Consider the following 26,219-nt stretch of genomic DNA (forward strand, 5'->3'; position numbering starts at 1 on the left):
AAAACCGTAGAAAAAGCCTTCCTCGCGCATGATGCGCTCGACGAAGTGATAGTCGGTGTCGCCGGCCTGCACGCAATACTCGCGCACAGTGTGGGCCTTGGCCGCGCGCAGTTCGTAGTCGAGGGTGAGGGCGTGCTTTTTCAGCATCACGTTGGCGATGTCGGGCACGCTGAGGGTCTGGAAGATGCGCCAGTCCGAGCACAGGTGCAGGCGGGCCAGGCGGGGCTCGACGATGGCGCGGTAGCGGGTGCGGCGAAAGCCGGTTTCGCCCTGCTGGAAGGAACTCACCAAACCATGGACGTAGCGCACGGGCTGGCCGCCCTGCCAGAGGGTGAACAGCGCGGGGCGGTCGAGGATCTCGCCGAACTTCACGGCGGCATCGGTGCTGCTCAGGTCGACTTCGAGGCGAAAGGTTTCGGAGAGGGCCTCGGTGAGGTGGAACTCGACGACCTCGAATTCACCGGCTGCTGCGGTGAAGGTGAAGCGCAGATCGGATTGAACGGCCATGGCGGATGTCCCGGGGAACGAATTCCCCGGAATCCTGACTGCCGGCCAGCGGCTGAGATATAGGAAAAATCCTAAGCTAACGCGTGAAGCGTCCTTGCTTGCAAAAACACCTTTGCGCGATCAATCAGAGACGGCAACCGCCTCGAAAGCATTGGCCCGACGCGACAACAACACCAGGACCAGAGCCCCCACTGCCATGAACCACGGCAACGCATGCCCACTCAGCCACTGGCTCCCCGCCCCCGCCGCCAACGGCCCGATCAGGCAGCCAAGACCCCACAACTGCGCCACATGCGCGTTGGCCCGCACCAGCGCGTCATCGCGATAGCGCTCGCCGATGAGGATCAGCGACAGGGTGAACAAGCCACCGGCGCTGGCGCCGAACAACACCCACAGCGGCCAGATCAGCTGGGTTTGCAGGAGCAAGGGGATCATCAGGCTGGACACCGCCAGCGTCACCGCGCAACCACTGAACAAGGTGCGCCGGGACATGCGGTCGGCCAGGGCACCGATCGGCAGTTGCAGCACCGCATCGCCCACGACCACGGTACTGACCATGAACAGCGCGACTTCCGCAGTGAAGCCCTGTTGCAGGCAGTACACCGGCAGCAGGGTCAGGATCATTGCCTCGAATGCCGCGAACAGGGCAATCGCCCACGCAATCACCGGCAACTTCCGACAGAAGCCGAACAGGTCGAAGAAGGTCACGCTGGCCGCCTCGGTGCTCGGCGCACCGCCGCGCCCGAACAGCAGCAGCGGCGAGACGACCAGCAGGCCGACGCCAATCCAGAAACCGAGGTCGTCGTCCGAGCCCACCACGCCCAGCAACAAAGGCCCGGCCAGTTGGCTAAGGGCATAGCTGCTGCCATACAGCGCCACCAGGCGGCCGCGCCATTCCTCCACTACCAACTGGTTGATCCAGCTTTCACCGAGGATGAAGACAATAGTCAGGACGACGCCGATCAACAGGCGCAGCACCAGCCACACCGGATAGCTTGGCAACAGCGCCAAGGCACCGATGGACAGCGCGCCAGCCCACAGGCACAGGCGCATCAAGCCTGGGGTGCCGAAACGCGCCGCCAGGCGGCTGGCCAGGCTGGCGCCAAGCAATACGCCGATCGCCGGCATCGCTGCCATCACGCCGATGGCGAAGCTGCCGTACCCCCAGCCTTCCAGGCGCAAGGACACCAGCGGCATGCTGACCCCCAGCGCCAGGCCGACACTGAGCACAGCCGCCAACACGGCGAAGTAAGTCCCCCAACGCATCTCATCTCCCTCGAAGCATTTCCCTACAGCACAGACGACACAGCCGGACCCGCCTGGTGGCAAGGTCCGGCTGCATGACCGGATCGAACTGACGCGGCCTTTCAGCCGCGCAGGGTGCTTACAGCTTGATCCAGGTAGCTTTCAGCTCGGTGTACTTGTCCAGTGCGTGCAGCGACTTGTCGCGGCCGTTGCCCGACTGCTTGAAGCCACCGAACGGCGCGGTCATGTCGCCGCCGTCGTACTGGTTGACCCAGACGCTGCCGGCACGCAGGGCTTTGGCGGTCTTGTGCGCCTTGCTGATGTTGGAAGTCCATACACCGGCAGCCAGGCCGTACGGGGTGTCGTTGGCGATGGCGACGGCTTCTTCGACGGTGTCGAAGGTGATCACCGACAGCACCGGCCCGAAGATCTCTTCCTTGGCGATGCGCATGGCATTGGACACGCCGTCGAAGATGGTTGGTTCGACATAGGTGCCGCCGGTCTCTTCGAGGATGCGCTTGCCGCCAACCAGCAGCTTGGCGCCGTCGGCGTGGGCGGACTCGATATAGCCCAGCACGGTGTTCAGTTGCTGGGTGTCGACCAGGGCGCCGACGGTAGTCGCCGGGTCCAGCGGGTTGCCCGGTTTCCAGGCTTTCAGGGCCTCCAGGACCATCGGCAGGAACTGGTCCTTGATCGAGCGCTCCACCAGCAGGCGCGAGCCGGCGGTGCAGACCTCGCCCTGGTTGAAGGCGATGGCGCTGGCAGCGGCTTCGGCGGCGGCCTTCAGGTCAGGCGCGTCGGCAAAGACGATGTTCGGGCTCTTGCCGCCAGCTTCCAGCCACACGCGCTTCATGTTCGATTCGCCGGCATAGACCATCAGTTGCTTGGCGATCTTGGTCGACCCGGTGAACACCAGGGTGTCCACATCCATGTGCAGGGCCAGGGCCTTGCCAACGGTGTGGCCATAGCCAGGAAGGACGTTGAGCACGCCAGCCGGGATGCCGGCATCCACCGCCAACTGGGCGATGCGGATGGCGGTCAGTGGGGATTTTTCCGACGGTTTCAGGACCACGGAGTTACCGGTGGCCAGGGCCGGGCCGAGTTTCCAGCAGGCCATCAACAGCGGGAAGTTCCACGGTACGATGGCGCCAACAACGCCCACTGGCTCGCGGGTGACCAGGCCGAGCTGGTCGTGCGGGGTTGGGGCGACTTCGTCGTACACCTTGTCGATGGCCTCGCCGTTCCAGGCCAGGGCATTGGCAGCACCCGGGATGTCGATGGTCGAGGAGTCGCCGATCGGCTTGCCCATGTCCAGGGTTTCCAGCAGCGCCAGCTCTTCGACGTTTTGCTTGAGCAGGCCGGCGAAGCGGATCAGGGTGGCCTTGCGCTTGGCCGGAGCCATGCGTGACCAGACGCCGGACTCGAAGGTAGCGCGGGCATTTTCCACGGCGCGCTGGGCGTCGGCTTCGTCGCAGCTGGCGATGTGCGCCAGCAGGCGACCATCCACCGGGCTGATGCATTCGAAGGTCTGGCCGGAAGCGGCCGCGGTGTATTCGCCGTTGATGAAGGCACGGCCTTCGATCTTCAGTTGCCGGGCACGCTCTTCCCAATCCGCACGCGTCAGGGTGGTCATAGCAAACTCCTCTTGTTGATGTGCAGCGTCGCACGAGAGGTCGTCGACACTGTCAGAAAATTCCGCCGGAGCTGTCATCGCTCTACAGCATCCGACACCCTAAACTACTGGGACCCGGATTATCAATATATTTGACATTAAGCTGCCAAAAGCCTAGTCATGTTCATTTTATTTAACAATCAGGTGAACCCGCGCCATGAACATCCAGCAGATCATTGATTTTGCTCAGGTCCTGACCGAAGCCGAGCGCTACCGTCCTGCCGCTGAAAAGATCCTCAAGGGCAACCCCGAGCAAGCGGTCTATAACCACTATTCCAGCCCGTGCGGGCAGTTTGCGGCGGGCGTATGGGAAGGCGAGGTCGGGCAATGGACGGTCAACTACACCGAGCATGAATATTGCGAAATCGTTCATGGCGTTTCGGTTCTGCGCGATGAGCAAGGTGAGGCCAAGACCTTGCGCGCTGGCGACCGCTTCGTCATTCCTGCGGGTTTCAAAGGCACCTGGGAGGTGCTGGAGCCGTGCCGCAAGATCTACGTGATGTTCGAGCAGAAGTAGATATGTAGCGCATGGCAGGGTGTGCGCTCCGGGATCATGGCCTTGTCCATCCGGACATCCACCTACAAGGAAGAAAAAGACATGACCAATGAAGAAGCAAAAGCTGCCCTGGCCAAGCTGATCGGCTGCGAATACACCGAAGCCATCAAGGCCGAGATCACCAGGCTGACCGGACGTGTCCTCGTCGTCGGCCCGAACGAGCCGCACACCAAGGAAATCAACAACGCGCGCATCCAGGTGTTGACCGACGACAAGGGTGTAATCACCGGCGTCTGCTTCGGCTGATCTTGCCTCGCAACAAAACGCCCGGTGCCATTTGGCACCGGGCGTTTTTGTTTTTTTGCGTCAAATCCCGGACACCCGGGACACAGGCATAAAAAAAGCCCGTATCCGGAAGATACGGGCCTTTCCCGAAAACCAGACCAATTACTTGATCTTGGCTTCCTTGTACATCACGTGCTTACGGACGACCGGATCGTATTTCTTGATCTCGATCTTGTCCGGAGTGGTGCGCTTGTTCTTGTCGGTGGTGTAGAAGTGGCCAGTACCGGCGCTCGACACCAAACGGATCAGTTCACGCATGACGTTCTCCCTTAGACCTTGATGCCGTTACGGCGAATGTCGACCAGAACGGCATCGATGCCGCGCTTGTCGATGATACGCATGCCCTTGGCGGAAACGCGCAGACGCACGAAACGCTTCTCGGACTCGACCCAGAAGCGGTGATGCTGCAGGTTCGGCAGGAAACGACGACGGGTTTTGTTGTTTGCGTGGGAAATGTTGTTCCCGGTTACTGGACCCTTACCAGTAACTTGACAGACTCTCGACATGCCTCAGCCCTCTAAAACCACATGCCCAACCCGGCATGGGTTGGCCGCTTAATCTCTCAGTTTCTGGCGCCAGGCGCCGTGATTCTTCGGGGTCTTACCGGCTACACCCGAGGATGCTACACACCGGGCCCCTAGAAAAGAGCGCTGCTTTATACCAGAAAGACCAGAGCACAACAACAAACAATATCACTGCACCCTGTACCGCCCGGGCCCGCACGGCGTGGCAAACGGGCTGCACGGCAGTTTACCGCTCGTCGTGCGATTCGTTGAAAAAGATGTTGGCGATTTGTAATCCGGGGCACTAGGGTAGGTCTTTTCCAGACTGCACTGGCAGATGGGTCGTCGTTCAGCCTAGGAGTTATCATGCGCCCCGCCGTTCTATCCCTGTTGCTCGCCTCCCTGCTCGGCCCTGCCATGGCCCAGGCCGCCGCCCTCAGCGTATGCACCGAAGCCAGCCCCGAAGGCTTCGACGTGGTCCAGTACAACTCGCTGACCACCACCAATGCCTCGGCCGACGTGCTGATGAACCGCCTGGTGGAGTTCGACGCAGCGACCGGCAAGGTGGTGCCGAGCCTGGCCCAGAGCTGGACGGTATCCGACGACGGCCTGACCTGGGAATTCAAGCTGCGGCCCGAGGTGAAGTTCCATACCACCCCGTACTTCAAGCCAAGCCGCACGCTGAACGCCGATGACGTGCTGTTCAGCTTCCAGCGTATGCTGTACCCGGCGCACTCCTGGCATAAGGTCGCCCAGAGCGGCTTCCCCCATGCGCAATCGCTGCAACTGCCCGACCTGATCAAGCAGATCGACGCCCCGGATCCGTTGACCGTGCGTTTCACCCTGAGCCACCCGGACGCCACCTTCCTCGCCACCCTGAGCATGGGCTTCGCCTCGATCTACCCGGCGGAGTACGCCGATCAATTGCTCAAGGCAGGTACTCCGGAAAAACTCAACAGCCAGCCGGTGGGCACCGGGCCGTTCGTCTTCAACCGCTTCCAGAAGGATGCGGTGGTGCGTTATCGGGCCAACCCGGACTACTTCAATGGCAAGCCGGCAGTCGACCCACTGATCTTCGCCATCACCCCGGACGCCAACGTGCGCCTGCAAAAGCTGCGACGCAATGAATGCCAGATTGCCCTTTCGCCAAAGCCGCTGGACCTCGCTGCGGCAAGCGAGGACGCCAACCTCAAGGTGGAAAAGACCGAAGCGTTCATGACCGCCTTCGTCGCCATCAACAGCCAGCACCCGCCGCTGGACAAGCCGGAAGTGCGCCAGGCGATCAACCTCGCCTTCGACAAGGACAGCTACCTCAAGGCCGTATTCGAAGGCACGGCAGTCACTGCCAACGGCCCGTTCCCGCCGAACACCTGGAGTTATGACAAGTCGCTGCCGGGCTACCCGACCAACCTCGACAAAGCCCGCGATCTGCTGAAGAAAGCCGGCCTGCCCGACGGTTTCAGCACCACGATCTGGACCCGCCCGTCCGGCAGCCTGCTCAATCCCAACCCGAGCCTGGGCGCGCAGTTGTTGCAGGCAGACCTGGCCAAGGTCGGGATCAAAACGGAAATCCGCGTCATCGAGTGGGGCGAGCTGATTCGTCGGGCCAAGGCTGGCGAGCATGATTTGCTGTTCATGGGCTGGGCGGGCGACAACGGCGACCCGGACAACTTCCTCAGCCCGCAGTTTTCCTGCGCTGCGGTCACCTCCGGGACCAACTTCGCGCGCTATTGCGACTCGCGCCTTGACCAGCTGATCAGCGCCGGCAAGACCACCACCGACCAGAGCGTACGCAGCCGCCTGTACCAGCAGGCCCAGGCGCAGATCCAGCAGCAGGCCCTGTGGCTGCCGCTGGCCCACCCGACCGCTGCGGTGCTGCTGCGCAAGGATGTGGAGGGCTACCAGGTGAATCCGTTCGGGCGGCAGGACTTTGCCGGGGTGAAGGTAGAGAAATAGCGGGTTATCTCCTGTGTCTGATCGGGCCTCATCGCTGGCAAGCCAGCTCCCACAGGTTTTGCGGCGCACGCGGTCACTGTGGGAGCTGGCTTGCCAGCGATGAGGCCATCGGCAACACCTCAGGACGGGTTACTGAAGAAACACCCCCGCTCCAGCATCGACAACGGCTCGCCGTCGCCGATGATGAAGTGATCGAGCACGCGCACCTCGATGCTTTCCAGGGCATCCACCAACCGGTGGGTCAGGCGGATGTCGGCCTTGCTTGGCTCGGGGTTGCCGGAAGGATGGTTGTGACAGAGGATCAACGCCGCCGCGTTGTAGGCCAGGGCTCGCTTGACCACCTGGCGCGGATACACCGTGGCGCTGTCGATGGAGCCACGGAAAAGGATTTCGAAGCCTAGCGGCCGGTGCTTGGTGTCGAGGAACAGGCAGCCGAACACCTCGTTGCGCTCATGCCGCATCTGCGCCTTCAGGTAGGTGCGCACCGCCTCTGGCCGCTCCAGCGCCGAACCCCGCTGCAGGGTTTCGCCCAGGTGCCGACGCGCCATTTCCAACACCGCCTGCAACTGGGCGAACTTGGCCGGGCCGAGGCCCTGCCCCTGGCTGAAGCCACGCTGATCCGCCTCCAGCAGCCCGCGCAGGCCGCCAAAGCGCTGCAGCAGTTCCCGGGCCAGGTCCACCGCGCTTTTTCCACGTACGCCGATGCGCAGGAAAATGGCCAGCAATTCGGCGTCCGACAGGTTTGCCGCGCCCCGTTCCAACAGCTTTTCCCTTGGCCGTTCCGCCGCAGGCCAGTCCCTGATGCTCATCGCAAATCCCTCTGTCTGTCCGTTACTGCTTCCGGCGCTCTTGCTGGAAGCGGCGCTGTGCTACATTAGCCGCCACTTTTTGCACAGCGATTCGGCCTGGGGAGGCGTCGGCGCGGTGCACAACTTCCATCGGAAAAAGGCAGGCCTATGCAGCGGCTGTATCGGAAACGCATTGTTCTCGGCGTCGGCGGCGGCATTGCCGCCTACAAGAGCGCCGAGCTGGTTCGCCGACTTCTGGAACACGGCGCCCAGGTGCGCGTGGTCATGACCCGCGGCGGAGCCGAATTCATCACTCCGCTGACCATGCAAGCGCTGTCCGGGCACCCCGTGCACATGGACCTATTGGATCCCGCTGCCGAAGCGGCGATGGGCCATATCGAACTGGCCAAATGGGCCGACCTGGTGCTGATCGCACCCGCCACCGCCGACCTGATCGCGCGTCTCGCCCAGGGCGTGGCCGACGATCTGCTGACCACCCTGGTACTCGCCACCGACGCCACCGTGGCCGTCGCTCCGGCGATGAACCAGGCGATGTGGCGCGATCCGGCCACCCAGGCCAACCTCGATACCTTGCAGCAACGCCGGATCCAGGTCTTCGGCCCGGCGTCGGGCAGCCAGGCCTGCGGCGACGTGGGCCTCGGCCGCATGCTCGAAGCCACCGACCTGGCCTGGTGCGCCGCCGAGTGCTTCAAGCGCGAGTCACTGACCGGCAAGCACGTGCTGATTACCGCCGGGCCGACCCAGGAAAACATCGACCCGGTGCGCTACATCACCAACCACAGCTCCGGGAAAATGGGCTTCGCCCTGGCCGAGGCCGCAGTGGAAGCCGGCGCCCGAGTAACGCTCGTCACCGGCCCGGTGCACCTGCCCACCCCGGACCGGGTCACCCGGATCGATGTGGTCAGCGCCCGCGATATGCTCGCGGCCTGCGAGGCGGCAATCCCCTGCGATTTGTTCATTGCCTCGGCGGCGGTCGCGGACTACCGCCCGGAAGTCGTCGCCCCGCAGAAACTCAAGAAAGACCCTACGACCGGCGACGGCCTGCTGCTGCAGATGGTGCGCAACCCGGACATCCTGGCCACCATCGCCACCCGTCCCGACCGTCCGTTCAGCGTCGGCTTCGCCGCCGAGACCGAACACCTGCTCGATTACGCCGCCCGCAAGCTCAAGGACAAGAACCTCGACCTGATCGTCGCCAATGACGTGGCCAACCCCAGCATTGGCTTCAACAGCGAGGAAAACGCCTGCAGCGTGATCGACCGTCAGCTCCACGAAACCCTTTTCGCGCAGACCAGCAAGGGCAAGATCGCCCGCCAGCTGATCGCTTTCATCGCTGAACGCCTCAACCAGGTTTGATCCACATGCACGCTCTCCAAGCCAAGATCCTCGATCCACGCATCGGCGCCGAATTCCCGCTGCCGCAATACGCCACCCCCGGCTCGGCCGGCCTCGACCTGCGCGCGATGCTCAAGGAAGACACCCTGCTCGAGCCGGGCCAGACCCTGCTGATCCCCACCGGACTGTCGATCTACATCGGCGATCCGGGCCTGGCGGCCATGATCCTGCCGCGTTCCGGCCTGGGCCACAAACACGGCATCGTCCTGGGCAACCTGGTCGGCCTGATCGACTCGGACTACCAGGGCGAACTGATGGTGTCGTGCTGGAACCGCGGCCAGACCGCCTTCAATATCGCCGTCGGCGAGCGCATCGCACAGCTGGTCCTGGTGCCGGTGGTACAGACGCATTTCGACATCGTCGAGACCTTCGACGAGACCCAGCGCGGCGCCGGCGGCTTCGGTCATTCCGGTAGCCATTGATCCGTTGATCGCCCTCGACGGCCTGTCGAGGGCGAACTCTCCGCCGGAAAGGCCGTCCAAGCGTTCCATACGCCCGAAAGCCTTCGAGACTGGAGTCCCGTGATGAACGATATGGCCCAACTGATCCCCGCACTGCCTGACAGCATCTTCCGCGCCTACGATATCCGTGGTGTGGTCGGAAAGACCCTGCACGCCGAAACGGCTTACTGGATCGGCCGCGCCATCGGCGCCCAGAGCATCGCCCAGGGCGAGCCGAACGTTTCCGTTGGCCGAGATGGCCGCCTGTCCGGTCCGATGCTGGTGGAACAACTGATCAAGGGCCTGGCCGACGCCGGTTGCCAGGTCAGCGATGTCGGCCTGGTGCCGACCCCTGCCCTGTACTACGCGGCCAATGTGCTGGCCGGCAAGTCCGGGGTGATGCTCACTGGCAGCCATAACCCGTCGGACTACAACGGCTTCAAGATCGTCATCGCCGGCGACACCCTTGCCAACGAGCAGATCCAGGCCCTGCTGAACCGCATCAAGAACGAGGACCTGCCGCGCGGCGCCGGCAAGGTGGAAAAGGTCGATATCCTCCCGCGCTATCACCAGCAGATCGTCGGCGACATCAAGCTCGCCCGGCGCCTGAAGGTGGTGGTGGACTGCGGCAACGGTGCCGCCGGGGTCAACGCGCCACAGCTGCTGGCCGCACTGAACTGCGAGGTCATCCCATTGTTCTGCGAAGTGGACGGCAACTTCCCCAATCACCATCCGGATCCGGGAAAACCGGAGAACCTCGTCGATCTGATCGCGAAAGTGAAGGAAACCGGCGCCGACATCGGCCTGGCCTTCGACGGCGACGGTGACCGCGTCGGCGTGGTGACCAACACCGGCAGCATCGTCTATCCCGACCGCCTGCTGATGCTGTTCGCCCAGGACGTGCTGGACCGCAACCCGGGCGCCGAGATCATCTTCGACGTCAAGTGCACCCGTCGCCTGACCCCGCTGATCGCCGAACACGGCGGCCATGCGCGGATGTGGAAAACCGGCCACTCGCTGATCAAGAAGAAGATGAAGGAAACCGGCGCCCTGCTTGCAGGCGAGATGAGCGGGCACATTTTCATCAAGGAACGCTGGTTCGGCTTCGACGACGGTATCTACAGCGCCGCGCGGCTGCTGGAAATCCTCAGCAAGACCGAAACGGACGCCGAAACCCTGTTCGCGGGCTTCCCGAATGATATTTCCACGCCGGAAATCAACATTGATGTGACCGACGAGAGTAAATTCGCCATCATTGATGCACTGCAACGCGACGCCGACTGGGGCCAAGCCGACCTGACCACCATCGACGGTGTGCGGGTCGATTATCCCCACGGCTGGGGCCTGGTCCGCGCCTCCAACACCACCCCGGTGCTGGTCCTGCGCTTCGAGGCCGACAATGACGCCGAACTGCAGCGAATCAAGGCTATATTCCACGCGCAGCTCAAGCGCGTAGCCCCTGACCTGCAACTACCGTTCTGACCGAACCACTTGTTCCAACTGGAGCCCTGCATGACCCTCGATCGCGATGCCGCCACCCATGTCGCCAAGGTACTGTCCGAAGCGCTGCCTTATATCCGACGCTTCGTCGGCAAGACCCTGGTGATCAAGTACGGCGGCAACGCGATGGAGAGCGAAGAGCTGAAAACCGGCTTCGCCCGCGACGTGGTGCTGATGAAGGCGGTCGGTATCAACCCGGTGGTGGTGCACGGCGGTGGCCCGCAGATCGGTGACCTGCTCAACCGTCTGTCGATCGAAAGCCGTTTCGTCGATGGCATGCGGGTTACCGACGCCGCGACCATGGACGTGGTGGAAATGGTGCTTGGCGGCCAGGTGAACAAGGACATCGTCAACCTGATCAACCGTCACGGCGGCAGCGCCATCGGCCTGACCGGCAAGGACGCCGAGCTGATCCGCGCGAAAAAGCTCACCGTCACCCGCCAGACCCCGGAAATGACCACCCCGGAAATCATCGACATCGGCCACGTTGGCGAAGTGGTGGGCGTCAACACCGACCTGCTGAACATGCTGGTGAAGGGCGACTTCATCCCGGTCATCGCGCCAATCGGCGTGGGCCCGAACGGTGAGTCGTACAACATCAACGCCGACCTGGTTGCCGGCAAGGTTGCCGAAGCGCTGAAAGCCGAGAAGCTGATGCTGCTGACCAACATCGCCGGCCTGATGGACAAGCAAGGTACCGTGCTGACCGGTCTGAGCACCGAACAGGTCGACGCACTGATCGCCGACGGCACCATCTACGGCGGTATGCTGCCGAAGATCCGCTGCGCGCTGGAAGCGGTCCAGGGTGGCGTGCACAGCTCGCACATCATCGACGGCCGGGTACCGAATGCCGTACTGCTGGAAATCTTCACCGACAGCGGCGTCGGCACCCTGATCACCAACCGCAAGCCGCGTCAGTAAGCATTTTGCGGGCAGGAAAAAGGCGACCTTCGGGTCGCCTTTTTCATTTCTTCCGGCTCAGATGCCGTACTGCGCGCGGTAGGCTTCCACCGCTGGCAGGTGCTGCTTGAGCTGCGGGTCGTCGGCAAGGAACTCGAGGACCTGGGTCAGGGAAACGATGCTGACCACCGGAATGCCGAAGTCGCGCTCCACTTCCTGGATCGCCGACAACTCGCCATTGCCGCGCTCTTCGCGGTTCAGCGCGATCAGCACGCCGGCGGCACGGGCTTGCTGGGCCTTGATGATCTGCATGACTTCGCGGATCGCGGTGCCGGCAGTGATCACGTCGTCGATGATCAGCACGTCACCAGCCAGCGGCGCGCCAACCAGGCTGCCGCCTTCACCGTGGTCCTTGGCTTCCTTGCGGTTGAAGCACCATGGCACGTCGAGCTGATGCTGCTCGGCGAGGGCGACTGCGGTGGCCGCCGCCAGGGGAATGCCCTTGTAGGCCGGGCCGAACAGCACGTCGAACGGGATCTTGCTGTCGACGATCGCCGCCGCGTAGCAACGACCGAGCTGGGCCAGGGCCGAACCGCTGTTGAACAGGCCGGCATTGAAGAAATACGGGCTGGTACGGCCCGACTTGAGAGTGAACTCACCGAAGCGCAGAACCCCGCGATCGATGGCAAAACGAATGAAGTCGCGCTGATACGGCTGCATGAGGAGTCCCGGATACCACGGATTTAGCTAATTGAGTAGAGCTCGGGTATCATACACGCACGTGATTTTTGGGGCCATTTATGCGGATCATCAGTGTGAACGTTAATGGCATTCAGGCTGCGGTCGAGCGTGGTTTGCTCAGCTGGCTGCAAGCCCAGAATGCCGACGTCATCTGCCTTCAGGATACCCGCGCTTCGGCCTTTGAACTCGACGACCCGGCTTATCAGCTCGATGGCTACTTCCTTTATGCCTGCGACGCAGAAGTACCCGCCCAAGGCGGCGTGGCACTTTATTCGCGGTTGCAGCCCAAGGCAGTCATCAGTGGCCTGGGCTTCGAGACAGCCGACCGCTACGGACGTTACCTGCAGGCCGATTTCGACAAAGTCAGTATTGCTACCTTGCTCCTGCCTTCCGGGCAGAACGGCGACGAAGACCTGAACCAGAAGTTCAAGTTGATGGACGACTTCGCCAAGTACCTGGACAAGCAGCGTCGCAAGCGCCGTGAATACATCTATTGCGGCTCGCTCTACGTGGCGCAGCAGAAGCTCGACATCAAGAACTGGCGCGACAGCCAGCAGTCGCCGGGCTTCCTTGCCCCCGAGCGTGCCTGGATGGACGAGATCGTCGGAAACATGGGTTATGTCGATGCCCTGCGCGAAGTCAGCCGCGAAGGCGACCAGTACAGCTGGTGGCCAGACAACGAGCAGGCCGAGATGCTCAACCTGGGCTATCGCTTCGACTACCAGTTGCTGACCCCGGGCCTGCGCCGCTTCGTGCGCAGTGCACGTCTGCCGCGCCAGCCGCGCTTCTCGCAGCACGCGCCGCTGATCGTCGACTACGACTGGACGCTGACGATCTGATCGCCAGATGCAAAAAAGCCGACCTCATGGGTCGGCTTTTTTGTGAGCCTGAACTCGGACCCTGTGGGATCAATCGGCCAGCGCAGCCTTCTGCAGCTCGAACAGATCGGCCATGCCTTTCTGCGCGATCGCCAGCATGGCGTTCAGCTCCTGCGGCTGGAACGGCGCGCCTTCGGCGGTGCCCTGGACCTCGATGAAGCCGCCCGAGCTGGTCATGACCACGTTCAGGTCGGTCTCGGCGGCGGAGTCTTCCAGGTAGTCCAGGTCGAGGACCGCTTCGCCCTGGTACATGCCCACCGACACGGCGGCGATCATGTGCTTGAGCGGGTCGCCGCCCTTCAGGCCGCCACGCTTCTTGACCACGCGCAGGGCATCGACCAGGGCGACCATCGCACCGGTAATGGATGCGGTGCGGGTGCCGCCATCGGCCTGGATCACATCGCAATCGACATACAGGGTGATGTCGCCAAGCTTGCTCATGTCCAAGGCGGCACGCAGCGAGCGCCCGATCAGGCGCTGGATCTCAAGGGTCCGGCCGCCCTGCTTGCCACGGCTGGCCTCACGCTGGTTACGCTCGCCGGTCGAACGCGGCAGCATGCCGTACTCGGCGGTCAGCCAGCCCTGGCCCTGGCCTTTGAGGAAGCGCGGAACACCATTCTCGACGCTAACGGTGCAGACCACCTTGGTGTCGCCGAACTCGACCAGTACCGACCCTTCGGCGTGCTTGGTGTAGTTGCGGGTGATGCGGATCGAGCGAAGCTGATCGGCGGCGCGACCACTTGGACGTTTCATAGGGGATACCTGTACTGGGGGTTCGAACTGCCGAGCATTATAGAGCGCCAGGGCCGCAGTGGACATGCCTGAAGCTGTATTGGCTGTACCGGCCTCATCGCTGGCAAGCCAGCTCCCACAGGTTCTGCAGCGACCCGGACCCTGTGGGAGCTGGCTTGCCAGCGATGAGGCCCGGGAGAACAGTCCAAAGCCCCCGGTCGGTATTCACCCTGTCCTTCCACACCGGTTTGTAACATCAGTAGATGGGACCGGGCGGCGCACTGCGTTACAATCCTGCGCCTTTGCAGCCGTCGGCTTTCTCCTTCATCCATCTGCGAGGTACTTCCCATGGTGCACAGCATGACCGCCTTCGCTCGTGTCGAACGAGCCGGGACCCAGGGCACCCTCATCTGGGAGTTGCGCTCGGTCAACCATCGCTATCTCGAGCCGCATCTACGCCTGCCGGACGCCTTCCGCGACCTCGAAGGCGCGGTACGCGAGGCCCTGCGCCAGGGCATTTCCCGCGGGAAAGTGGAGTGCACCCTGCGTTTCACCGAAGAGAACGCCGGCAAATCGCTGCAGGTAGACCAGGAGCGCGCCCGCCAACTGGTGGAAGCCGCCGAAAGCGTCGCCAGCCTGATCAAGAATCCTGCACCGCTGAACCCGCTGGCCGTGCTGTCCTGGCCTGGCGTACTGGTGGCCGATGCTGCCGACCCGCAGGCCCTGAACCAGGAAGCCCTGGCGCTGTTCGAAGACGCGCTCGCCGAACTCAAGAACGGGCGCAATCGCGAAGGCGCCGAGCTGGCCCGGCTGATCAACGAGCGGCTGGACAGCATGAGCCATGAGGTCGCTACCCTGCGCACCCTGGTCCCGCAGATGCTCGCCGCGCAACGGCAGAAGATCCTCGACCGCTTCAACGACATGAAAGCCGAGCTGGACCCGCAGCGCCTGGAACAGGAAATGGTCCTGCTGGCCCAGAAAAGCGATGTCGCCGAAGAACTCGACCGCCTCAGCACCCATGTCACCGAGGTGCGCCGCGTGCTCAAGTCCGGCGGCGCTGCGGGCCGGCGCCTGGACTTCCTGATGCAGGAGCTCAACCGCGAAGCCAACACCCTCGGCTCCAAAGCCTTCGACCCACGCAGCACGCAATCGGCGGTGAACCTCAAGGTCCTGATCGAGCAGATGCGTGAACAAGTACAGAACATCGAGTAAGGCCACCCCCATCATGAAACACAGCAGCGGCACCCTGTTCATCATTTCCGCCCCGTCCGGCGCCGGCAAGACCAGCCTGGTCAAGGCCCTGACCGACGACCTGAACCACATCCGCGTGTCGGTCTCGCATACCACCCGCGCCATGCGCCCGGGCGAGCGCGATGGGGTCAACTATCACTTCGTCGATCGCGCAGAATTCGAGCGGATGAACGCCCAGGGCGACTTCCTCGAACAGGCCGAGGTCTTCGGCAACTGCTACGGCACCTCGCGCAGCGCCCTGCAGCAGACACTGGACCAGGGCCACGACCTGATCCTGGAGATCGACTGGCAAGGCGCCCAGCAAGTACGCAAGCTGATGCCGCAGACCCGCTCGATCTTCATCCTGCCACCGAGCCAGCAGGCCCTGCGCCAGCGCCTGACCAACCGGGGCCAGGACAGCGACGAGATCATCGAAGGCAGGATGCGCGAAGCGGTCAGCGAGATGGAGCATTACGACGAGTACGAGTACGTCATCATCAACGACGACTTCGCCACCGCGCTGGAAGACCTGAAAGCCGTGTTCCGCGCCAACCGCCTGCAACGGGACGGTCAGCAGCAGCGCCACGGCGAGCTGCTCAAGCAACTGCTGGCTTGAGCCCTCGCCTCCCTGGCCGCCTTGGGAAAGCCTAGCGGCGGCTGGGGACAGTGGCGTGACGACGCAGCGTCACGCCCAGGAAGAACGCCGGTGCACGCAGGCGCGACAGCAGCATCAGGACGATGCCCAGCAGCAGGATGATCATCGCGATCACGAACACCAGCCCCAACCCGCCCACATGCGAGCCGCTGCCGAACTCCGGCGAAGCGCTGTCGAAGGCCGTCTGCACGAAGATTACCGACAGGATCGCGCCGCCCAGCAACGGGCACACTCCACGCATGAAGAAGTGGCGCAGGCTGTCGAACAGGCTGTGGCGGAAGTACCAGACGCAGGCGAAGGCCGTCAGCGAATAGTAGAAGCAGATCATCATGCCCAGCGCGGTAATGGTGTCGGCGAGCACGTTCTCGCTGAGTGTACGCATGGTCACGTAGAACACCCCGGCGGCGACCCCGGCGCAGATGGTGGCATAGCGCGGGGTCTGCGAGCGCGGGCAGATACGCGCGAAGCGCTCCGGCACGGCGCCGTAGTAGCCCATGGCGAGCAAGGTACGCGCCGGCGACACGAAGGTCGATTGCAGTGACGCGGCGGTGCTCGCCAGTACGGCAATGGACATCAGGATCGCCATCGGCCCCATCACCGGCCCGGCCAGGTGGGCAAAGACGTTTTCCTGGATGCGCGGATTGTTCAGGCCCAGGCCTTCCTCGCTGATCCCGGCGAACTGCAGGGTGGCGATGGCAGTGACCAGGTACAGGCCCAGAATCAGCAGGACCGTAAGGGTTGCCGCCCGACCGGGAACCTCATCGCTGCCGACCGACTCTTCGCTTACGGTCAGGCAGACGTCCCAGCCCCAGAAAATGAAAATCGACAGCGAAAGCCCGGCAGCGAAGGCCGAGAACGACTCGACGCCGAAGGGGTTGAACCAGCTGATATCGAAGTCCATCGGCGGCGTTTCCGCAGCCCCGCCGAACGCGGCCATGGCGAAGCCCACCAGCACCACCAATTGCAGGGCCACCAGGCCATATTGCACGGTCATGGTGGTACCGATGCCGCGACAGCAGATCCACACCGCCATGGCGATGAACACACAGCAGGTGACCACGTTGACCAGCAGGTTGTCACTGAGCGCAGCCAGCTCGCGGCTGCCGGTCAGTTGCCCGAGGAACAGATAGAAGAAATCCACTGCTACCCCGGCCAGGTTGGACAGCACGATGGTGGTCGCCGTGACCAGGCCCCAGCCGCCGATCCAGCCGATCATCGGGCCGAAGGCCCGCGCCGACCAGGTGAAGGACGTACCGCTGTCCGGCTCTGCGGCGTTCAGCTCACGGTAGCCCAGGGCAACCAGCAGCATCGGCAGGAAGCCGACGATGAACACCGCCGGCAGATGCTGGCCGACCTCCCGTACGGTCGGCCCGAGGGCGCCGGTGAGGGTATACACCGGGGCGATGGTGGAAATGCCCAGCACGATGCTGGCGAGCAGGCCGAGCCGGCCCTTGGCCAGCCCCTTGGAGGCTTTGCGAGCCGGTCCCGCCGTGCCCGAGGACAGGCTTGCTTCGAATTCGCTCATGAGATGTCGCCGCTATTGGAATTGTTCTTCAGGGCATCCGGGGATGCCCGCTACAGAGTGGCCTCGCGGTAGCGCTGGCCACCGGCGTAAGCCTCGCAGGCTGCACGGAACGCCTGGAAAAGTCGCAACGAAACCGGATTCTCGGCAAAACGCCATTCCGGATGCCATTGCACCCCGAGCACGAAGCCGGGTGCGTCCTCCATGGAAACCGCTTCGATCAGATCATCGGGAGCCAGTGCCTCGACCCGCAGGCCGTCGGCCAGACGGTCGATGCCCTGGCCGTGGAGCGAGTTGACCATGAAGCTGCGCGGCAAACCCAGTCGTTGGAATTGCCCGTCGGGCTCGACGCTGACCAGGTGGCGCGGGCTGTACTGCACCTCCAGCGGGGCGTCCTGCGGCTCGCGGTGGTCCAGGTAGCCGGGCAGCTCGTGCACGCGCTGGTGCAGGCTGCCGCCCAGCGCCACGTTGAGCTCCTGGAAACCCCGGCAGATGCAGAATACCGGCACACCGGCGGCGATGGCCGCGCGCAGCAGCGGCAGGGTCAGGCGGTCACGATAAACGTCGTGCCGGGTGCCTTCCGCGCTGGGGGCGCCATTGTAATGATGCGGCTCGACATTTGAAGGCGAACCGGTAAAAATAATGCCGTCGAGGCGTTCCAGCAGACGCTGCGGCTCCAGCGCCTCGTTGAGCGCCGGCAGGATCAGCGGCACGCCGGCAAAGGCGGCAGCCTCGACGTATTTGTCGCCCACGGTGTGGGAGGCCGTGTGACCGAGCATCTGGCGGCACGCGGTGACGCCGATCAAAGGGGTTTTCATCGATTCAGCCTCTCTTTAAGAAGTCGGCGCCGCCGATCCCGTGGGAGCTGGCTTGCCAGCGATTGCGGTGGTGAATTCACTACAGCAATCGCTGGCAAGCCAGCTCCCACAGGGTCGGCGGCGTCTCAAAGATGTCCTACAGCTTGATCCAGGTCGCCTTCAGTTCGGTGTACTTGTCGAACGCATGCAGCGATTTGTCGCGGCCATTGCCCGACTGCTTGAACCCGCCGAACGGCGCGGTCATGTCGCCGCCGTCGTACTGGTTGATCCACACGCTGCCGGCACGCAGGGCGCGGGCGCAACGGTGGGCCCGGGATATATCCGCCGTCCACACGGCCGCCGCCAGGCCGAACGGTGAGTCGTTGGCAATGGCAATCGCTTCCTCGGGAGTATCGAAAGTGATCACCGACAGCACCGGACCGAAGATCTCTTCCCGGGCGATACGCATGGCGTTGGTCACGCCATCGAAGATCGCCGGCTGCACATACACGCCGCAGGTGTCTTCCAGCACACGCTGGCCACCGGTGACCAGGGTCGCGCCATCGGCCTTGCCGGCCTCGACGTAGCCGAGCACGGTATCCAGCTGGGTGCCGTCCACCAGGGCGCCGACGCGGGTCTGCGGATCCAGCGCATGGCCCGGCTTCCAGGCCTTGAGCGCGTCCACCACCATCGGCAGGAAGCGCTCCTTGATCGAACGCTCCACCAGCAGGCGCGAACCGGCGATGCATACTTCGCCCTGATTGAAGGCAATGGCGGCAGCCGCGGCTTCGGCAGCGGCATTCAGGTCCGGCGCATCGGCGAAAACGATGTTCGGGCTCTTGCCACCGGCTTCCAGCCACACGCGTTTCATGTTGGATTCGCCGGCGTACACCATCAGTTGCTTGGCGATACGGGTCGAACCGGTGAATACCAGGGTATCCACGTCCATATGCAGGGCGAGGGCCTTGCCCACAGTGTGGCCGTAGCCCGGCAACACGTTGAACACCCCCGCCGGAATACCGGCTTCCAGCGCCAGTTGGGCGACACGGATGGCCGTCAGTGGCGATTTTTCCGATGGCTTGAGGATGACCGAGTTACCGGTAGCCAAGGCCGGACCGAGCTTCCAGCAGGCCATCATCAGCGGGAAGTTCCACGGCACGATGGCTGCCACCACGCCGATCGGCTCGCGGGTAACCAGGCCAAGCTGGTCGTGCGGGGTCGGCGCCACTTCGTCATAGACCTTGTCGATGGCCTCGGCAGACCAACGAATCGAGTTCGCTGCCGCCGGAATGTCGATACTCAAGGCGTCGGCGATCGGCTTGCCCATGTCCAGGGTTTCCAGCAGCGCCAGCTCCCTGGCATTGGCCAGCAGCAGGTCGGCGAATGCGGTCAGCACGCGCTTGCGCTCGGCCGGAGCCTGATTGGCCCAGACGCCACTGTCGAAGGTGCGGCGGGCGGCGGCTACCGCCAGCTCCGCGTCGGCGATATCGCAGCTGGCGACGGAAGCGAGGACGCGGCCATCCACCGGGCTGACGCACTCGAACACGTCACCGCCAACGCTGTCGCGGTAGACGCCATCGACGAAGGCACGGCCTTCGATGCGCAGGCTCTGGTAGAGGGATTCCCACTGTTCGCGAGACGGGATTGTCATTGTTGTTCTCCGGGCATCAGACCGTGTGCAGGTACCAGTTGTATTCGAGGTCGGAAATCGACACCTCGAACTCCGCCAGTTCGCTTTCCTTGCAGGCGACGAAAATATCGATGTAGTCGGGGCTGATGTACTGGTTCAGCACCTCGCTGTCGTCCAGCTCGCGCAGGGCATCGCGCAGGTTGTTCGGCAGGCTCTGTTCCAGTTGCTCGTAGGAATTGCCTTCGATCGGCGCACCCGGCTCGATCTTGTTGGTCAGGCCATGGTGAATGCCGGCGAGGATCGCCGACATCATCAGGTAAGGGTTGGCGTCGGCGCCGGCCACCCGGTGCTCGATACGCACTGCATCACTGCTGCCGGTCGGCACGCGGACCGCGACGGTACGGTTGTCCAGGCCCCAGCTCGGTGCGTTGGGCACGTAGAACTGGGCGCCGAAACGGCGATAGGAGTTGATGTTCGGGCAAAGGAAGGCCATGGACGCCGGCATGGTTTCCAGCACGCCGCCGATGGCGTGGCGCAGGACTTCGCTCTGCTCGGGATCCTCGCTGGCGAAGATGTTCCTGCCGGTGGCCTTGTCCAGCAACGAGATGTGCACGTGCAGGCCGTTACCGGCCTGGCCCGGATAGGGCTTGGCCATGAAGGTGGAGTCCATTTCATGGTCGTAGGCGATGTTCTTGATCACCCGCTTGAGCAGCAACGCGTAGTCGCAGGCTTTCATCGGATCGGCGACGTGGTGCAGGTTCACTTCGAACTGCGCCGGGGCGCTTTCCTTGACGATGGCGTCGGCGGGGATGCCCTGTTCCTTGGCGGCCTCGAGCATGTCCTGCAGGCAATCGACGTACTCGTCGAGGTCGTCGATGAGGTATACCTGGGTCGATTGCGGACGCTTGCCGGATATCGGCGAACGCGGCGGTTGCGGACGACCATTGAGGTTGTCCTGGTCGATCAGATAGAACTCCAGCTCGAACGCGGCGCAGATGGTCAGCCCCAGTGCGTCGAATTTCTCGACCACGCCACGCAGCACTTCCCGCGGATCGGCAAAGAACGGCGTGCCATCGAGCTCGTGCATGGTCATCAGCAGCTGCGCGGTCGGCCGTTTTTGCCACGGCTCGAAGCTCAGGGTGCCGGGAATCGGGTAACAGATGCGGTCGGAGTCGCCGATATCCAGGCCCAGGCCGGTGCTTTCCACGGTGGAGCCGTTGATGTCCAGGGCGAACAGCGATGCGGGCAGGTTGATGCCCTTTTCATACACCTTTACCAGGCTCGCGCGCTCGATGCGCTTGCCGCGCACTACCCCGTTCATGTCGGCGATCAGCAGATCGACGAATTGCACCTCGGGGTGGGCCTTGAGGAATTCGCCCATTTCATCAACGGGGATGGCGCACGGGGAGACCGACGTCATGGCTAGGCATCCTTTGGAATTTTTATAGGGGCGGCGATGTAAGGAGGTAACGCGGGTATTCGGAGGCGATGGCTGGTCTTGTTCTCGGGTAGTCCATCGGAGGAACGAATGGCGCGACAAACCTTGCTCGACGGCCACGTTCGCACTATAGAATGGCCGTCACGCAAACAGACATTGGCGTTTTGGCAAGCGAAGAGTGCACCGATGCAATATCAGATCAGCCACGCCGACCTCTCCCTGGTTCTCGCCCTGGTGCGTGGTCGCTCCCTGGCCAAAGCGGCGGAACTGCTCAAGGTCGACGTTTCCACGGTGTTCCGCTCGATCCGGCGGATGGAGGCGGCACTGGGCACGGCCTTGTTCGTGAAGAGCCGCAAGGGCTACATCCCTACGGGTACCGCCCAGGCCCTGGCGGAACAGGCCGAGCGCGCCGAACAGGCCCTGGACGCGGCGCGCGTCGCCCTGGCCCACGGCGAGCAGGTGGTCAGTGGCACGGTGCGCCTGACCTGCACCGATGCCGTGCTGCACAGCCTGCTGCTGCCGGCGCTGGCCGAGTTCATGCCGGCCTACCCGGCACTGAACCTGGAACTGGCGACGTCCAACACCTTCGCCAACCTCAGCCGACGGGATGCCGACCTGGCGCTGCGCCTGACCAATGCGCCGCCCGAGCATCTTGTAGGACGCTGCCTGGGTTCGGCGTCCTACGTTATCTGTGGCCGTGAGGAGTTTCGCCAGCGCCTGACGGAAAATCCGGCGAGCGTGCCGTGGATCGCCCCGGACGACTCCATGCAGGACCACCCTACCCTGGTCTGGCGCAGCGAAAAGCTCCCCGGCGTACTGCCGCGCTACCGCTGCAGCGGAATAGCCTCCATTGCCCAGATGGTCGGCGCCGGCCTCGGTGTTGCCGCGCTGCCCGACTACATGGCGCATACCCTGCCGGGCGTTGAGCAATTGAGCGACGCCCTGCCTGGCTGCGACATCCAGCTTTGGCTGCTGACCCGCCCGGATTGCCGTGCCCTGCGCTCGGTCCAGACGCTGTTCGACGAACTGACACCGCGTCTGCGCAATGCCTTGATCTGAGCCATAGACGAAGACTATTGAAATAGACGCTTACATCTAGGTATCGTCAGCGTATTCAGGGCTCGGGGCCGAAAACAGCGCTTCCCTAACGGCTGGTTATTTTTTAAACTGCCGAGTCCACTCGCCCACTCCCGGGCAGAACACCGCACTCGCTATTCGAGGAACACCATGGCCCGCGTAACCGTTGAAGACTGCCTGGAACACGTTGATAACCGCTTCGAGCTGGTCATGCTGTCCACCAAGCGTGCCCGTCAACTGGCAACCGGCGGCAAAGAGCCGAAAGTGGCCTGGGAAAACGACAAGCCTACCGTCGTAGCGCTGCGTGAAATCGCCGAAGGTATCGTCACCCCCGAGTTCATCGCCGCAGAAGAGATCGTCACCGAAGACCCGGTCTTCCCGACGTTCGAGGACGAGGCCAACGAGGCCGTCTAAGTCCATGCCTGGTCGACGTTGTACGGCGCGGGTCCCTTATCCTCGGCAGGAGGTCGAATCTTGCCGAGCATAGATGCCCTCGCCGATCGCCTATCGACCTATCTGGGTCCCGAGCAGGTCAACCTGGTCCGCCGGGCCTATTTCTACGCCGAACAGGCTCACGACGGCCAGCGCCGCCGCAGCGGCGAGGCGTACGTCACGCATCCCCTGGCCGTCGCCAGCATCCTCGCCGACATGCACATGGACCATCAGAGCCTGATGGCAGCCATGCTGCACGATGTGATCGAAGACACCGGCATCGCCAAGGAAGCCCTCAGTTCGCAGTTCGGCGAGACCGTCGCTGAACTGGTCGATGGCGTCAGCAAGCTGACTCAGATGAACTTCGAGACCAAGGCCGAGGCCCAGGCGGAAAACTTCCAGAAGATGGCCATGGCCATGGCCCGGGATATCCGCGTGATCCTGGTCAAGCTGGCCGACCGCCTGCACAACATGCGCACCCTGGAAGTGCTGTCCGGCGAAAAACGCCGGCGCATCGCCAAGGAAACCCTGGAGATCTACGCCCCCATCGCCAATCGCCTGGGTATGCACAGCGTGCGTATCGAATTCGAGGACCTGGGTTTCAAGGCGATGTACCCGATGCGCTCGGCGCGTATCTACCAGGCGGTCAAGCGCGCCCGCGGCAACCGCAAGGAAATCGTCAACAAGATCGAGGAATCGCTGAGCCATTGCCTGGCCGTCGATGGCATCGAAGGCGAGGTCAGCGGCCGCCAGAAACACATCTATGGCATCTACAAGAAGATGCGCGGCAAGCGCCGGGCCTTCAATGAGATCATGGATGTCTACGCGTTCCGCATCATCGTCGACAAGGTCGACACCTGCTACCGCGTGCTCGGCGCCGTGCACAACCTGTACAAGCCGCTGCCCGGGCGCTTCAAGGACTACATCGCGATCCCCAAGGCCAACGGCTACCAGTCGCTGCACACGACCCTGTTCGGCATGCACGGCGTGCCCATCGAGATCCAGATCCGCACCCGCGAGATGGAAGAGATGGCCAACAACGGCATCGCCGCCCACTGGCTGTACAAGTCCAGCGATGAGGAAAAGCCCAAGGGCACCCATGCCCGTGCCCGGCAGTGGGTCAAGGGTGTGCTGGAACTGCAGCAACGTGCGGGCAACTCCCTGGAATTCATCGAGAGCGTGAAGATCGACCTGTTCCCCGACGAGGTCTACGTGTTCACGCCCAAGGGCCGCATCATGGAGCTGCCCAAAGGCTCCACCGCGGTCGATTTCGCCTACGCGGTACACACCGACGTCGGCAACAGTTGCATCGCCTGCCGCATCAACCGCCGCCTGGCGCCGCTGTCGGAACCGCTGCAAAGCGGCTCCACCGTGGAAATCGTCAGCGCCCCGGGCGCCCGACCAAATCCGGCCTGGCTCAACTTCGTGGTCACCGGCAAGGCGCGCACGCATATTCGTCACGCCCTCAAGCTGCAGCGCCGCTCCGAGTCGATCAACCTCGGCGAACGCCTGCTGAACAAGGTGCTCAACGGTTTCGACAGCGCCCTCGACAAGATTCCGCCGGAACGCATCCAGGCCATGCTTGCCGAGTACCGCCTGGAAGTGATCGAAGACCTGCTGGAAGACATCGGCCTGGGCAACCGCATGGCCTACGTGGTCGCCCGCCGCTTGCTGTCCACCGAAGGCGAGCAGTTGCCCAACCCGGAAGGGCCGCTGGCGATCCGCGGTACCGAAGGCCTGGTGCTCAGCTACGCCAAGTGCTGCACGCCGATCCCGGGCGATCCGATCGTCGGGCACCTGTCGGCGGGCAAGGGCATGGTGGTGCATCTGGAGAGCTGCCGGAACATCAGCGAAATCCGCCACAACCCGGAAAAGTGCATCCAGCTGTCCTGGGCCAAGGACGTTACCGGCGAATTCAACGTCGAACTGCGCGTCGAGCTGGAACACCAGCGCGGCCTGATCGCGCTGCTTGCCAGCAGCGTCAACGCCGCCGACGGCAACATCGAGAAAATCAGCATGGATGAACGCGATGGCCGCATCAGCGTCGTCCAGTTGGTGGTCAGCGTGCACGACCGCGTGCACCTGGCCCGCGTGATCAAGAAACTGCGCGCGCTGACGGGCGTCATCCGCATCACCCGCATGCGCGCGTAGCCCTTCCCTTGCAAGGAGTCCCCATGACCAAGACCGTCATCAACAGCGACAAGGCACCCGCCGCCATCGGTACCTACTCCCAGGCGATCAAGGCTGGCAACACCGTCTACATGTCGGGCCAGATTCCCCTCGATCCGAAAACCATGGAACTGGTCGAAGGCTTCGAAGCCCAGACCGTCCAGGTGTTCGAGAACCTCAAGGCCGTGGCCGAGGCTGCTGGCGGCTCCTTCAAGGACATCGTCAAGCTGAACATCTTCCTGACCGACCTGAGCCATTTCGCCAAGGTCAACGAAGTCATGGGCCGCTACTTCGAGCAGCCGTACCCTGCCCGCGCGGCCATCGGCGTCGCGGCCTTGCCACGCGGTTCCCAGGTCGAGATGGACGCTATCCTGGTACTCGAGTAACACGCCTGCGGCGGGCGATCCGGTCCGCCGCACCTTTTCCTGAAGGACCCCGCCATGCGCCACGCGCTTGCCCTTTCCCTGGTTGCCGCACTGCTGGGCGGCTGCGCCAGCCACAAACCCGAAGACTACAACGGCATCTGGATCAACCAGGCCGCGATCGACGCTGCCGCCAAGGGCACCGGCCTGCGCTATGCGCTGGAGCGCAACGGTCCGAACTTCGAGTGGAAGGTCAATATCGCTGCGGGCCAGGCCAGCTATAGCAACGGCTTCGAACTGGTCGAGGGCCGGCTGAGCGCGGTAGACGAAAATCACTGGCAGGTGCAGCTGGACGGGGACCAGGTGGAGAACCTTGAGCTGGACGGCAAGGAACTGGTCCAGGCCACCAGCGACTGGGCGCCGGAGCAGCGCTTCCAGCGCACGACCAATGTGATCGACGCCGATGTTCCGCCGGGTGCGATTTTCGAGAAGGCGCTGTATGGCGCCTACATGAAGGGCGACTGGCGTGTCCTGGAGGGTCCGGGCCAGGGCGGTACCGTACGCTTCCGCGACAACGGCAGCCTGGACGGCCTGCCCAACCTCGACCGCTATGCCCTGTGCCTGGCCGGCGACTGCGCAACCATGACCGGCAAGTACGACAGCATGTGGCTGGAGCGCAACCAGCAAGGCAACCCGTGGATCTTCAAGCGTGATGGCAAGCAGCTGGAGATTTTCCAGGCCGTCAACGAAGCGCGACCAGACGAGATGCCGGAACTGCGCCCGGGTGC

Annotated in this window: 26 protein-coding genes and 1 pseudogene; 15 read left to right on the plus strand and 12 right to left on the minus strand. The window is 63.4% G+C overall.

The features are described from left to right. The 3 genes from N7650_RS25520 to N7650_RS25530 form a co-directional block, all read right to left on the minus strand. On the minus strand, window positions 1–507 hold a 507-nt coding region (locus N7650_RS25520), incomplete at its 3' end, for a contractile injection system protein, VgrG/Pvc8 family (protein WP_279900545.1). A 120-nt stretch (window positions 508–627) separates the two neighbouring features. Further along, window positions 628–1,773, minus strand: a complete 1,146-nt coding sequence (locus N7650_RS25525; RefSeq protein WP_279900546.1) for an MFS transporter — start codon at window positions 1,771–1,773, stop codon at window positions 628–630. A gap of 118 nt (window positions 1,774–1,891) precedes the next feature. Continuing rightward, window positions 1,892–3,385, minus strand: coding sequence for an aldehyde dehydrogenase (locus N7650_RS25530; RefSeq protein ID WP_009395875.1), 1,494 nt, complete (start codon window positions 3,383–3,385; stop codon window positions 1,892–1,894). 196 nt (window positions 3,386–3,581) lie between these two features. On the opposite strand from N7650_RS25530, the gene N7650_RS25535 reads away from it, so the two are divergent. Then, on the plus strand, window positions 3,582–3,941 hold the full coding sequence (locus N7650_RS25535) for a cupin domain-containing protein (RefSeq protein ID WP_009395876.1): 360 nt from the start codon (window positions 3,582–3,584) through the stop codon (window positions 3,939–3,941). Between the two features lie 81 nt (window positions 3,942–4,022). Beyond that, window positions 4,023–4,226: a hypothetical protein gene (locus N7650_RS25540; RefSeq protein ID WP_009395877.1), complete on the plus strand. Its 204-nt coding sequence runs from the start codon at window positions 4,023–4,025 to the stop codon at window positions 4,224–4,226. Between the two features lie 141 nt (window positions 4,227–4,367). Here N7650_RS25540 and rpmG read toward each other — a convergent pair whose 3' ends face one another. Both rpmG and rpmB read right to left on the minus strand, forming a co-directional pair. Then, window positions 4,368–4,523, minus strand: coding sequence for a 50S ribosomal protein L33 (gene rpmG / locus N7650_RS25545; protein ID WP_003242516.1), 156 nt, complete (start codon window positions 4,521–4,523; stop codon window positions 4,368–4,370). Window positions 4,524–4,534: 11 nt separating this feature from the next. Then, window positions 4,535–4,771 carry a 50S ribosomal protein L28 gene (gene rpmB, locus N7650_RS25550; protein WP_037058999.1) on the minus strand — a complete coding sequence of 79 codons (237 nt, stop codon included), beginning with the start codon at window positions 4,769–4,771 and terminating at the stop codon, window positions 4,535–4,537. A 363-nt stretch (window positions 4,772–5,134) separates the two neighbouring features. Here rpmB and N7650_RS25555 point away from each other — a divergent pair, with 363 nt between their 5' ends. Further along, window positions 5,135–6,724 carry an ABC transporter substrate-binding protein gene (locus N7650_RS25555; protein ID WP_279900548.1) on the plus strand — a complete coding sequence of 530 codons (1,590 nt, stop codon included), beginning with the start codon at window positions 5,135–5,137 and terminating at the stop codon, window positions 6,722–6,724. 119 nt (window positions 6,725–6,843) lie between these two features. Here the strand turns inward: N7650_RS25555 and radC are convergent, their stop codons facing one another. Further along, the gene (radC, locus tag N7650_RS25560) at window positions 6,844–7,533 is read right to left on the minus strand and encodes a DNA repair protein RadC (RefSeq protein WP_279900549.1); all 690 of its coding nucleotides are present in this window, start codon (window positions 7,531–7,533) and stop codon (window positions 6,844–6,846) included. 147 nt (window positions 7,534–7,680) lie between these two features. Between radC and coaBC the strand changes: the two genes are divergently transcribed. The 4 genes and pseudogenes from coaBC to argB all read left to right on the plus strand — a co-directional run bounded on the left by coaBC (window position 7,681) and on the right by argB (window position 11,789). Next, window positions 7,681–8,889, plus strand: a complete 1,209-nt coding sequence (gene coaBC / locus N7650_RS25565) for a bifunctional phosphopantothenoylcysteine decarboxylase/phosphopantothenate--cysteine ligase CoaBC (RefSeq protein WP_009395881.1) — start codon at window positions 7,681–7,683, stop codon at window positions 8,887–8,889. Window positions 8,890–8,894: 5 nt separating this feature from the next. Next, entirely contained in the window at window positions 8,895–9,350 is a 456-nt protein-coding gene (gene dut / locus N7650_RS25570; protein WP_279900550.1) for a dUTP diphosphatase, read from the plus strand. A gap of 132 nt (window positions 9,351–9,482) precedes the next feature. Beyond that, window positions 9,483–10,850: pseudogene (locus N7650_RS25575) on the plus strand (phosphomannomutase/phosphoglucomutase); the annotation flags it as partial. Between the two features lie 30 nt (window positions 10,851–10,880). Beyond that, the gene (gene argB / locus N7650_RS25580) at window positions 10,881–11,789 is read left to right on the plus strand and encodes an acetylglutamate kinase (protein WP_009395884.1); all 909 of its coding nucleotides are present in this window, start codon (window positions 10,881–10,883) and stop codon (window positions 11,787–11,789) included. Window positions 11,790–11,846: 57 nt separating this feature from the next. Here the strand turns inward: argB and pyrE are convergent, their stop codons facing one another. Then, window positions 11,847–12,488 carry an orotate phosphoribosyltransferase gene (gene pyrE / locus N7650_RS25585; RefSeq protein WP_009397031.1) on the minus strand — a complete coding sequence of 214 codons (642 nt, stop codon included), beginning with the start codon at window positions 12,486–12,488 and terminating at the stop codon, window positions 11,847–11,849. An 80-nt stretch (window positions 12,489–12,568) separates the two neighbouring features. Here pyrE and N7650_RS25590 point away from each other — a divergent pair, with 80 nt between their 5' ends. Continuing rightward, entirely contained in the window at window positions 12,569–13,348 is a 780-nt protein-coding gene (locus tag N7650_RS25590) for an exodeoxyribonuclease III (RefSeq protein WP_009397034.1), read from the plus strand. Between the two features lie 69 nt (window positions 13,349–13,417). On the opposite strand, the gene rph is transcribed toward N7650_RS25590, so the two are convergent. Further along, entirely contained in the window at window positions 13,418–14,140 is a 723-nt protein-coding gene (gene rph / locus N7650_RS25595; RefSeq protein ID WP_009397035.1) for a ribonuclease PH, read from the minus strand. Between the two features lie 327 nt (window positions 14,141–14,467). Between rph and N7650_RS25600 the strand changes: the two genes are divergently transcribed. Together N7650_RS25600 and gmk are read left to right on the plus strand one after the other, a co-directional pair. Further along, window positions 14,468–15,331 carry a YicC/YloC family endoribonuclease gene (locus N7650_RS25600; protein WP_279900552.1) on the plus strand — a complete coding sequence of 288 codons (864 nt, stop codon included), beginning with the start codon at window positions 14,468–14,470 and terminating at the stop codon, window positions 15,329–15,331. Window positions 15,332–15,344: 13 nt separating this feature from the next. Beyond that, the gene (gene gmk / locus N7650_RS25605; protein WP_064302220.1) at window positions 15,345–15,965 is read left to right on the plus strand and encodes a guanylate kinase; all 621 of its coding nucleotides are present in this window, start codon (window positions 15,345–15,347) and stop codon (window positions 15,963–15,965) included. A 31-nt stretch (window positions 15,966–15,996) separates the two neighbouring features. Here gmk and N7650_RS25610 read toward each other — a convergent pair whose 3' ends face one another. The 4 genes from N7650_RS25610 to N7650_RS25625 form a co-directional block, all read right to left on the minus strand. Further along, complete coding sequence (locus N7650_RS25610) at window positions 15,997–17,529, minus strand: APC family permease (RefSeq protein ID WP_009397040.1); 1,533 nt, start codon at window positions 17,527–17,529, stop codon at window positions 15,997–15,999. A 50-nt stretch (window positions 17,530–17,579) separates the two neighbouring features. Beyond that, complete coding sequence (locus N7650_RS25615; protein ID WP_279900554.1) at window positions 17,580–18,344, minus strand: gamma-glutamyl-gamma-aminobutyrate hydrolase family protein; 765 nt, start codon at window positions 18,342–18,344, stop codon at window positions 17,580–17,582. Between the two features lie 136 nt (window positions 18,345–18,480). Continuing rightward, complete coding sequence (locus tag N7650_RS25620) at window positions 18,481–19,974, minus strand: aldehyde dehydrogenase (protein ID WP_279900555.1); 1,494 nt, start codon at window positions 19,972–19,974, stop codon at window positions 18,481–18,483. Window positions 19,975–19,990: 16 nt separating this feature from the next. Further along, on the minus strand, window positions 19,991–21,373 hold the full coding sequence (locus N7650_RS25625) for a glutamine synthetase family protein (RefSeq protein ID WP_279900557.1): 1,383 nt from the start codon (window positions 21,371–21,373) through the stop codon (window positions 19,991–19,993). 204 nt (window positions 21,374–21,577) lie between these two features. Here N7650_RS25625 and N7650_RS25630 point away from each other — a divergent pair, with 204 nt between their 5' ends. The 5 genes from N7650_RS25630 to N7650_RS25650 all read left to right on the plus strand — a co-directional run. Continuing rightward, complete coding sequence (locus N7650_RS25630; RefSeq protein ID WP_064302215.1) at window positions 21,578–22,450, plus strand: LysR family transcriptional regulator; 873 nt, start codon at window positions 21,578–21,580, stop codon at window positions 22,448–22,450. A gap of 168 nt (window positions 22,451–22,618) precedes the next feature. Beyond that, on the plus strand, window positions 22,619–22,882 hold the full coding sequence (gene rpoZ / locus N7650_RS25635; protein WP_009394405.1) for a DNA-directed RNA polymerase subunit omega: 264 nt from the start codon (window positions 22,619–22,621) through the stop codon (window positions 22,880–22,882). Window positions 22,883–22,942: 60 nt separating this feature from the next. Beyond that, window positions 22,943–25,051: a bifunctional GTP diphosphokinase/guanosine-3',5'-bis pyrophosphate 3'-pyrophosphohydrolase gene (spoT, locus tag N7650_RS25640; protein ID WP_009394406.1), complete on the plus strand. Its 2,109-nt coding sequence runs from the start codon at window positions 22,943–22,945 to the stop codon at window positions 25,049–25,051. A 23-nt stretch (window positions 25,052–25,074) separates the two neighbouring features. After that, a complete protein-coding gene (locus N7650_RS25645; RefSeq protein ID WP_009394407.1) occupies window positions 25,075–25,455 on the plus strand; it encodes a RidA family protein in 381 nt (126 codons plus the stop codon). A 54-nt stretch (window positions 25,456–25,509) separates the two neighbouring features. Continuing rightward, the coding region (locus N7650_RS25650; RefSeq protein WP_279900558.1) for a hypothetical protein at window positions 25,510–26,219 on the plus strand (710 nt) is incomplete at its 3' end.

Origin of the sequence: Pseudomonas sp. GD04058 (genome assembly GCF_029836855.1) — a bacterium.
GTDB classification, from domain to species: Bacteria; Pseudomonadota; Gammaproteobacteria; order Pseudomonadales; family Pseudomonadaceae; genus Aquipseudomonas; species Aquipseudomonas bharatica.

Coding starts and splice junctions, on each gene's coding strand:
- N7650_RS25610 (WP_009397040.1), bottom strand. CDS start 17,529: ATGAGCGAATTCGAAGCAAGCCTGTCCTCGGGCACGGCGGGACCGGCT.
- radC (WP_279900549.1), bottom strand. CDS start 7,533: ATGAGCATCAGGGACTGGCCTGCGGCGGAACGGCCAAGGGAAAAGCTG.
- rpmG (WP_003242516.1), bottom strand. CDS start 4,523: ATGCGTGAACTGATCCGTTTGGTGTCGAGCGCCGGTACTGGCCACTTC.
- N7650_RS25525 (WP_279900546.1), bottom strand. CDS start 1,773: ATGCGTTGGGGGACTTACTTCGCCGTGTTGGCGGCTGTGCTCAGTGTC.
- N7650_RS25615 (WP_279900554.1), bottom strand. CDS start 18,344: ATGAAAACCCCTTTGATCGGCGTCACCGCGTGCCGCCAGATGCTCGGT.
- rpmB (WP_037058999.1), bottom strand. CDS start 4,771: ATGTCGAGAGTCTGTCAAGTTACTGGTAAGGGTCCAGTAACCGGGAAC.
- N7650_RS25590 (WP_009397034.1), top strand. CDS start 12,569: ATGCGGATCATCAGTGTGAACGTTAATGGCATTCAGGCTGCGGTCGAG.
- N7650_RS25555 (WP_279900548.1), top strand. CDS start 5,135: ATGCGCCCCGCCGTTCTATCCCTGTTGCTCGCCTCCCTGCTCGGCCCT.
- N7650_RS25540 (WP_009395877.1), top strand. CDS start 4,023: ATGACCAATGAAGAAGCAAAAGCTGCCCTGGCCAAGCTGATCGGCTGC.
- N7650_RS25530 (WP_009395875.1), bottom strand. CDS start 3,385: ATGACCACCCTGACGCGTGCGGATTGGGAAGAGCGTGCCCGGCAACTG.
- N7650_RS25620 (WP_279900555.1), bottom strand. CDS start 19,974: ATGACAATCCCGTCTCGCGAACAGTGGGAATCCCTCTACCAGAGCCTG.
- N7650_RS25600 (WP_279900552.1), top strand. CDS start 14,468: ATGGTGCACAGCATGACCGCCTTCGCTCGTGTCGAACGAGCCGGGACC.
- coaBC (WP_009395881.1), top strand. CDS start 7,681: ATGCAGCGGCTGTATCGGAAACGCATTGTTCTCGGCGTCGGCGGCGGC.
- N7650_RS25630 (WP_064302215.1), top strand. CDS start 21,578: ATGCAATATCAGATCAGCCACGCCGACCTCTCCCTGGTTCTCGCCCTG.
- N7650_RS25535 (WP_009395876.1), top strand. CDS start 3,582: ATGAACATCCAGCAGATCATTGATTTTGCTCAGGTCCTGACCGAAGCC.
- rpoZ (WP_009394405.1), top strand. CDS start 22,619: ATGGCCCGCGTAACCGTTGAAGACTGCCTGGAACACGTTGATAACCGC.
- N7650_RS25645 (WP_009394407.1), top strand. CDS start 25,075: ATGACCAAGACCGTCATCAACAGCGACAAGGCACCCGCCGCCATCGGT.
- pyrE (WP_009397031.1), bottom strand. CDS start 12,488: ATGCAGCCGTATCAGCGCGACTTCATTCGTTTTGCCATCGATCGCGGG.
- gmk (WP_064302220.1), top strand. CDS start 15,345: ATGAAACACAGCAGCGGCACCCTGTTCATCATTTCCGCCCCGTCCGGC.
- dut (WP_279900550.1), top strand. CDS start 8,895: ATGCACGCTCTCCAAGCCAAGATCCTCGATCCACGCATCGGCGCCGAA.
- N7650_RS25625 (WP_279900557.1), bottom strand. CDS start 21,373: ATGACGTCGGTCTCCCCGTGCGCCATCCCCGTTGATGAAATGGGCGAA.
- argB (WP_009395884.1), top strand. CDS start 10,881: ATGACCCTCGATCGCGATGCCGCCACCCATGTCGCCAAGGTACTGTCC.
- rph (WP_009397035.1), bottom strand. CDS start 14,140: ATGAAACGTCCAAGTGGTCGCGCCGCCGATCAGCTTCGCTCGATCCGC.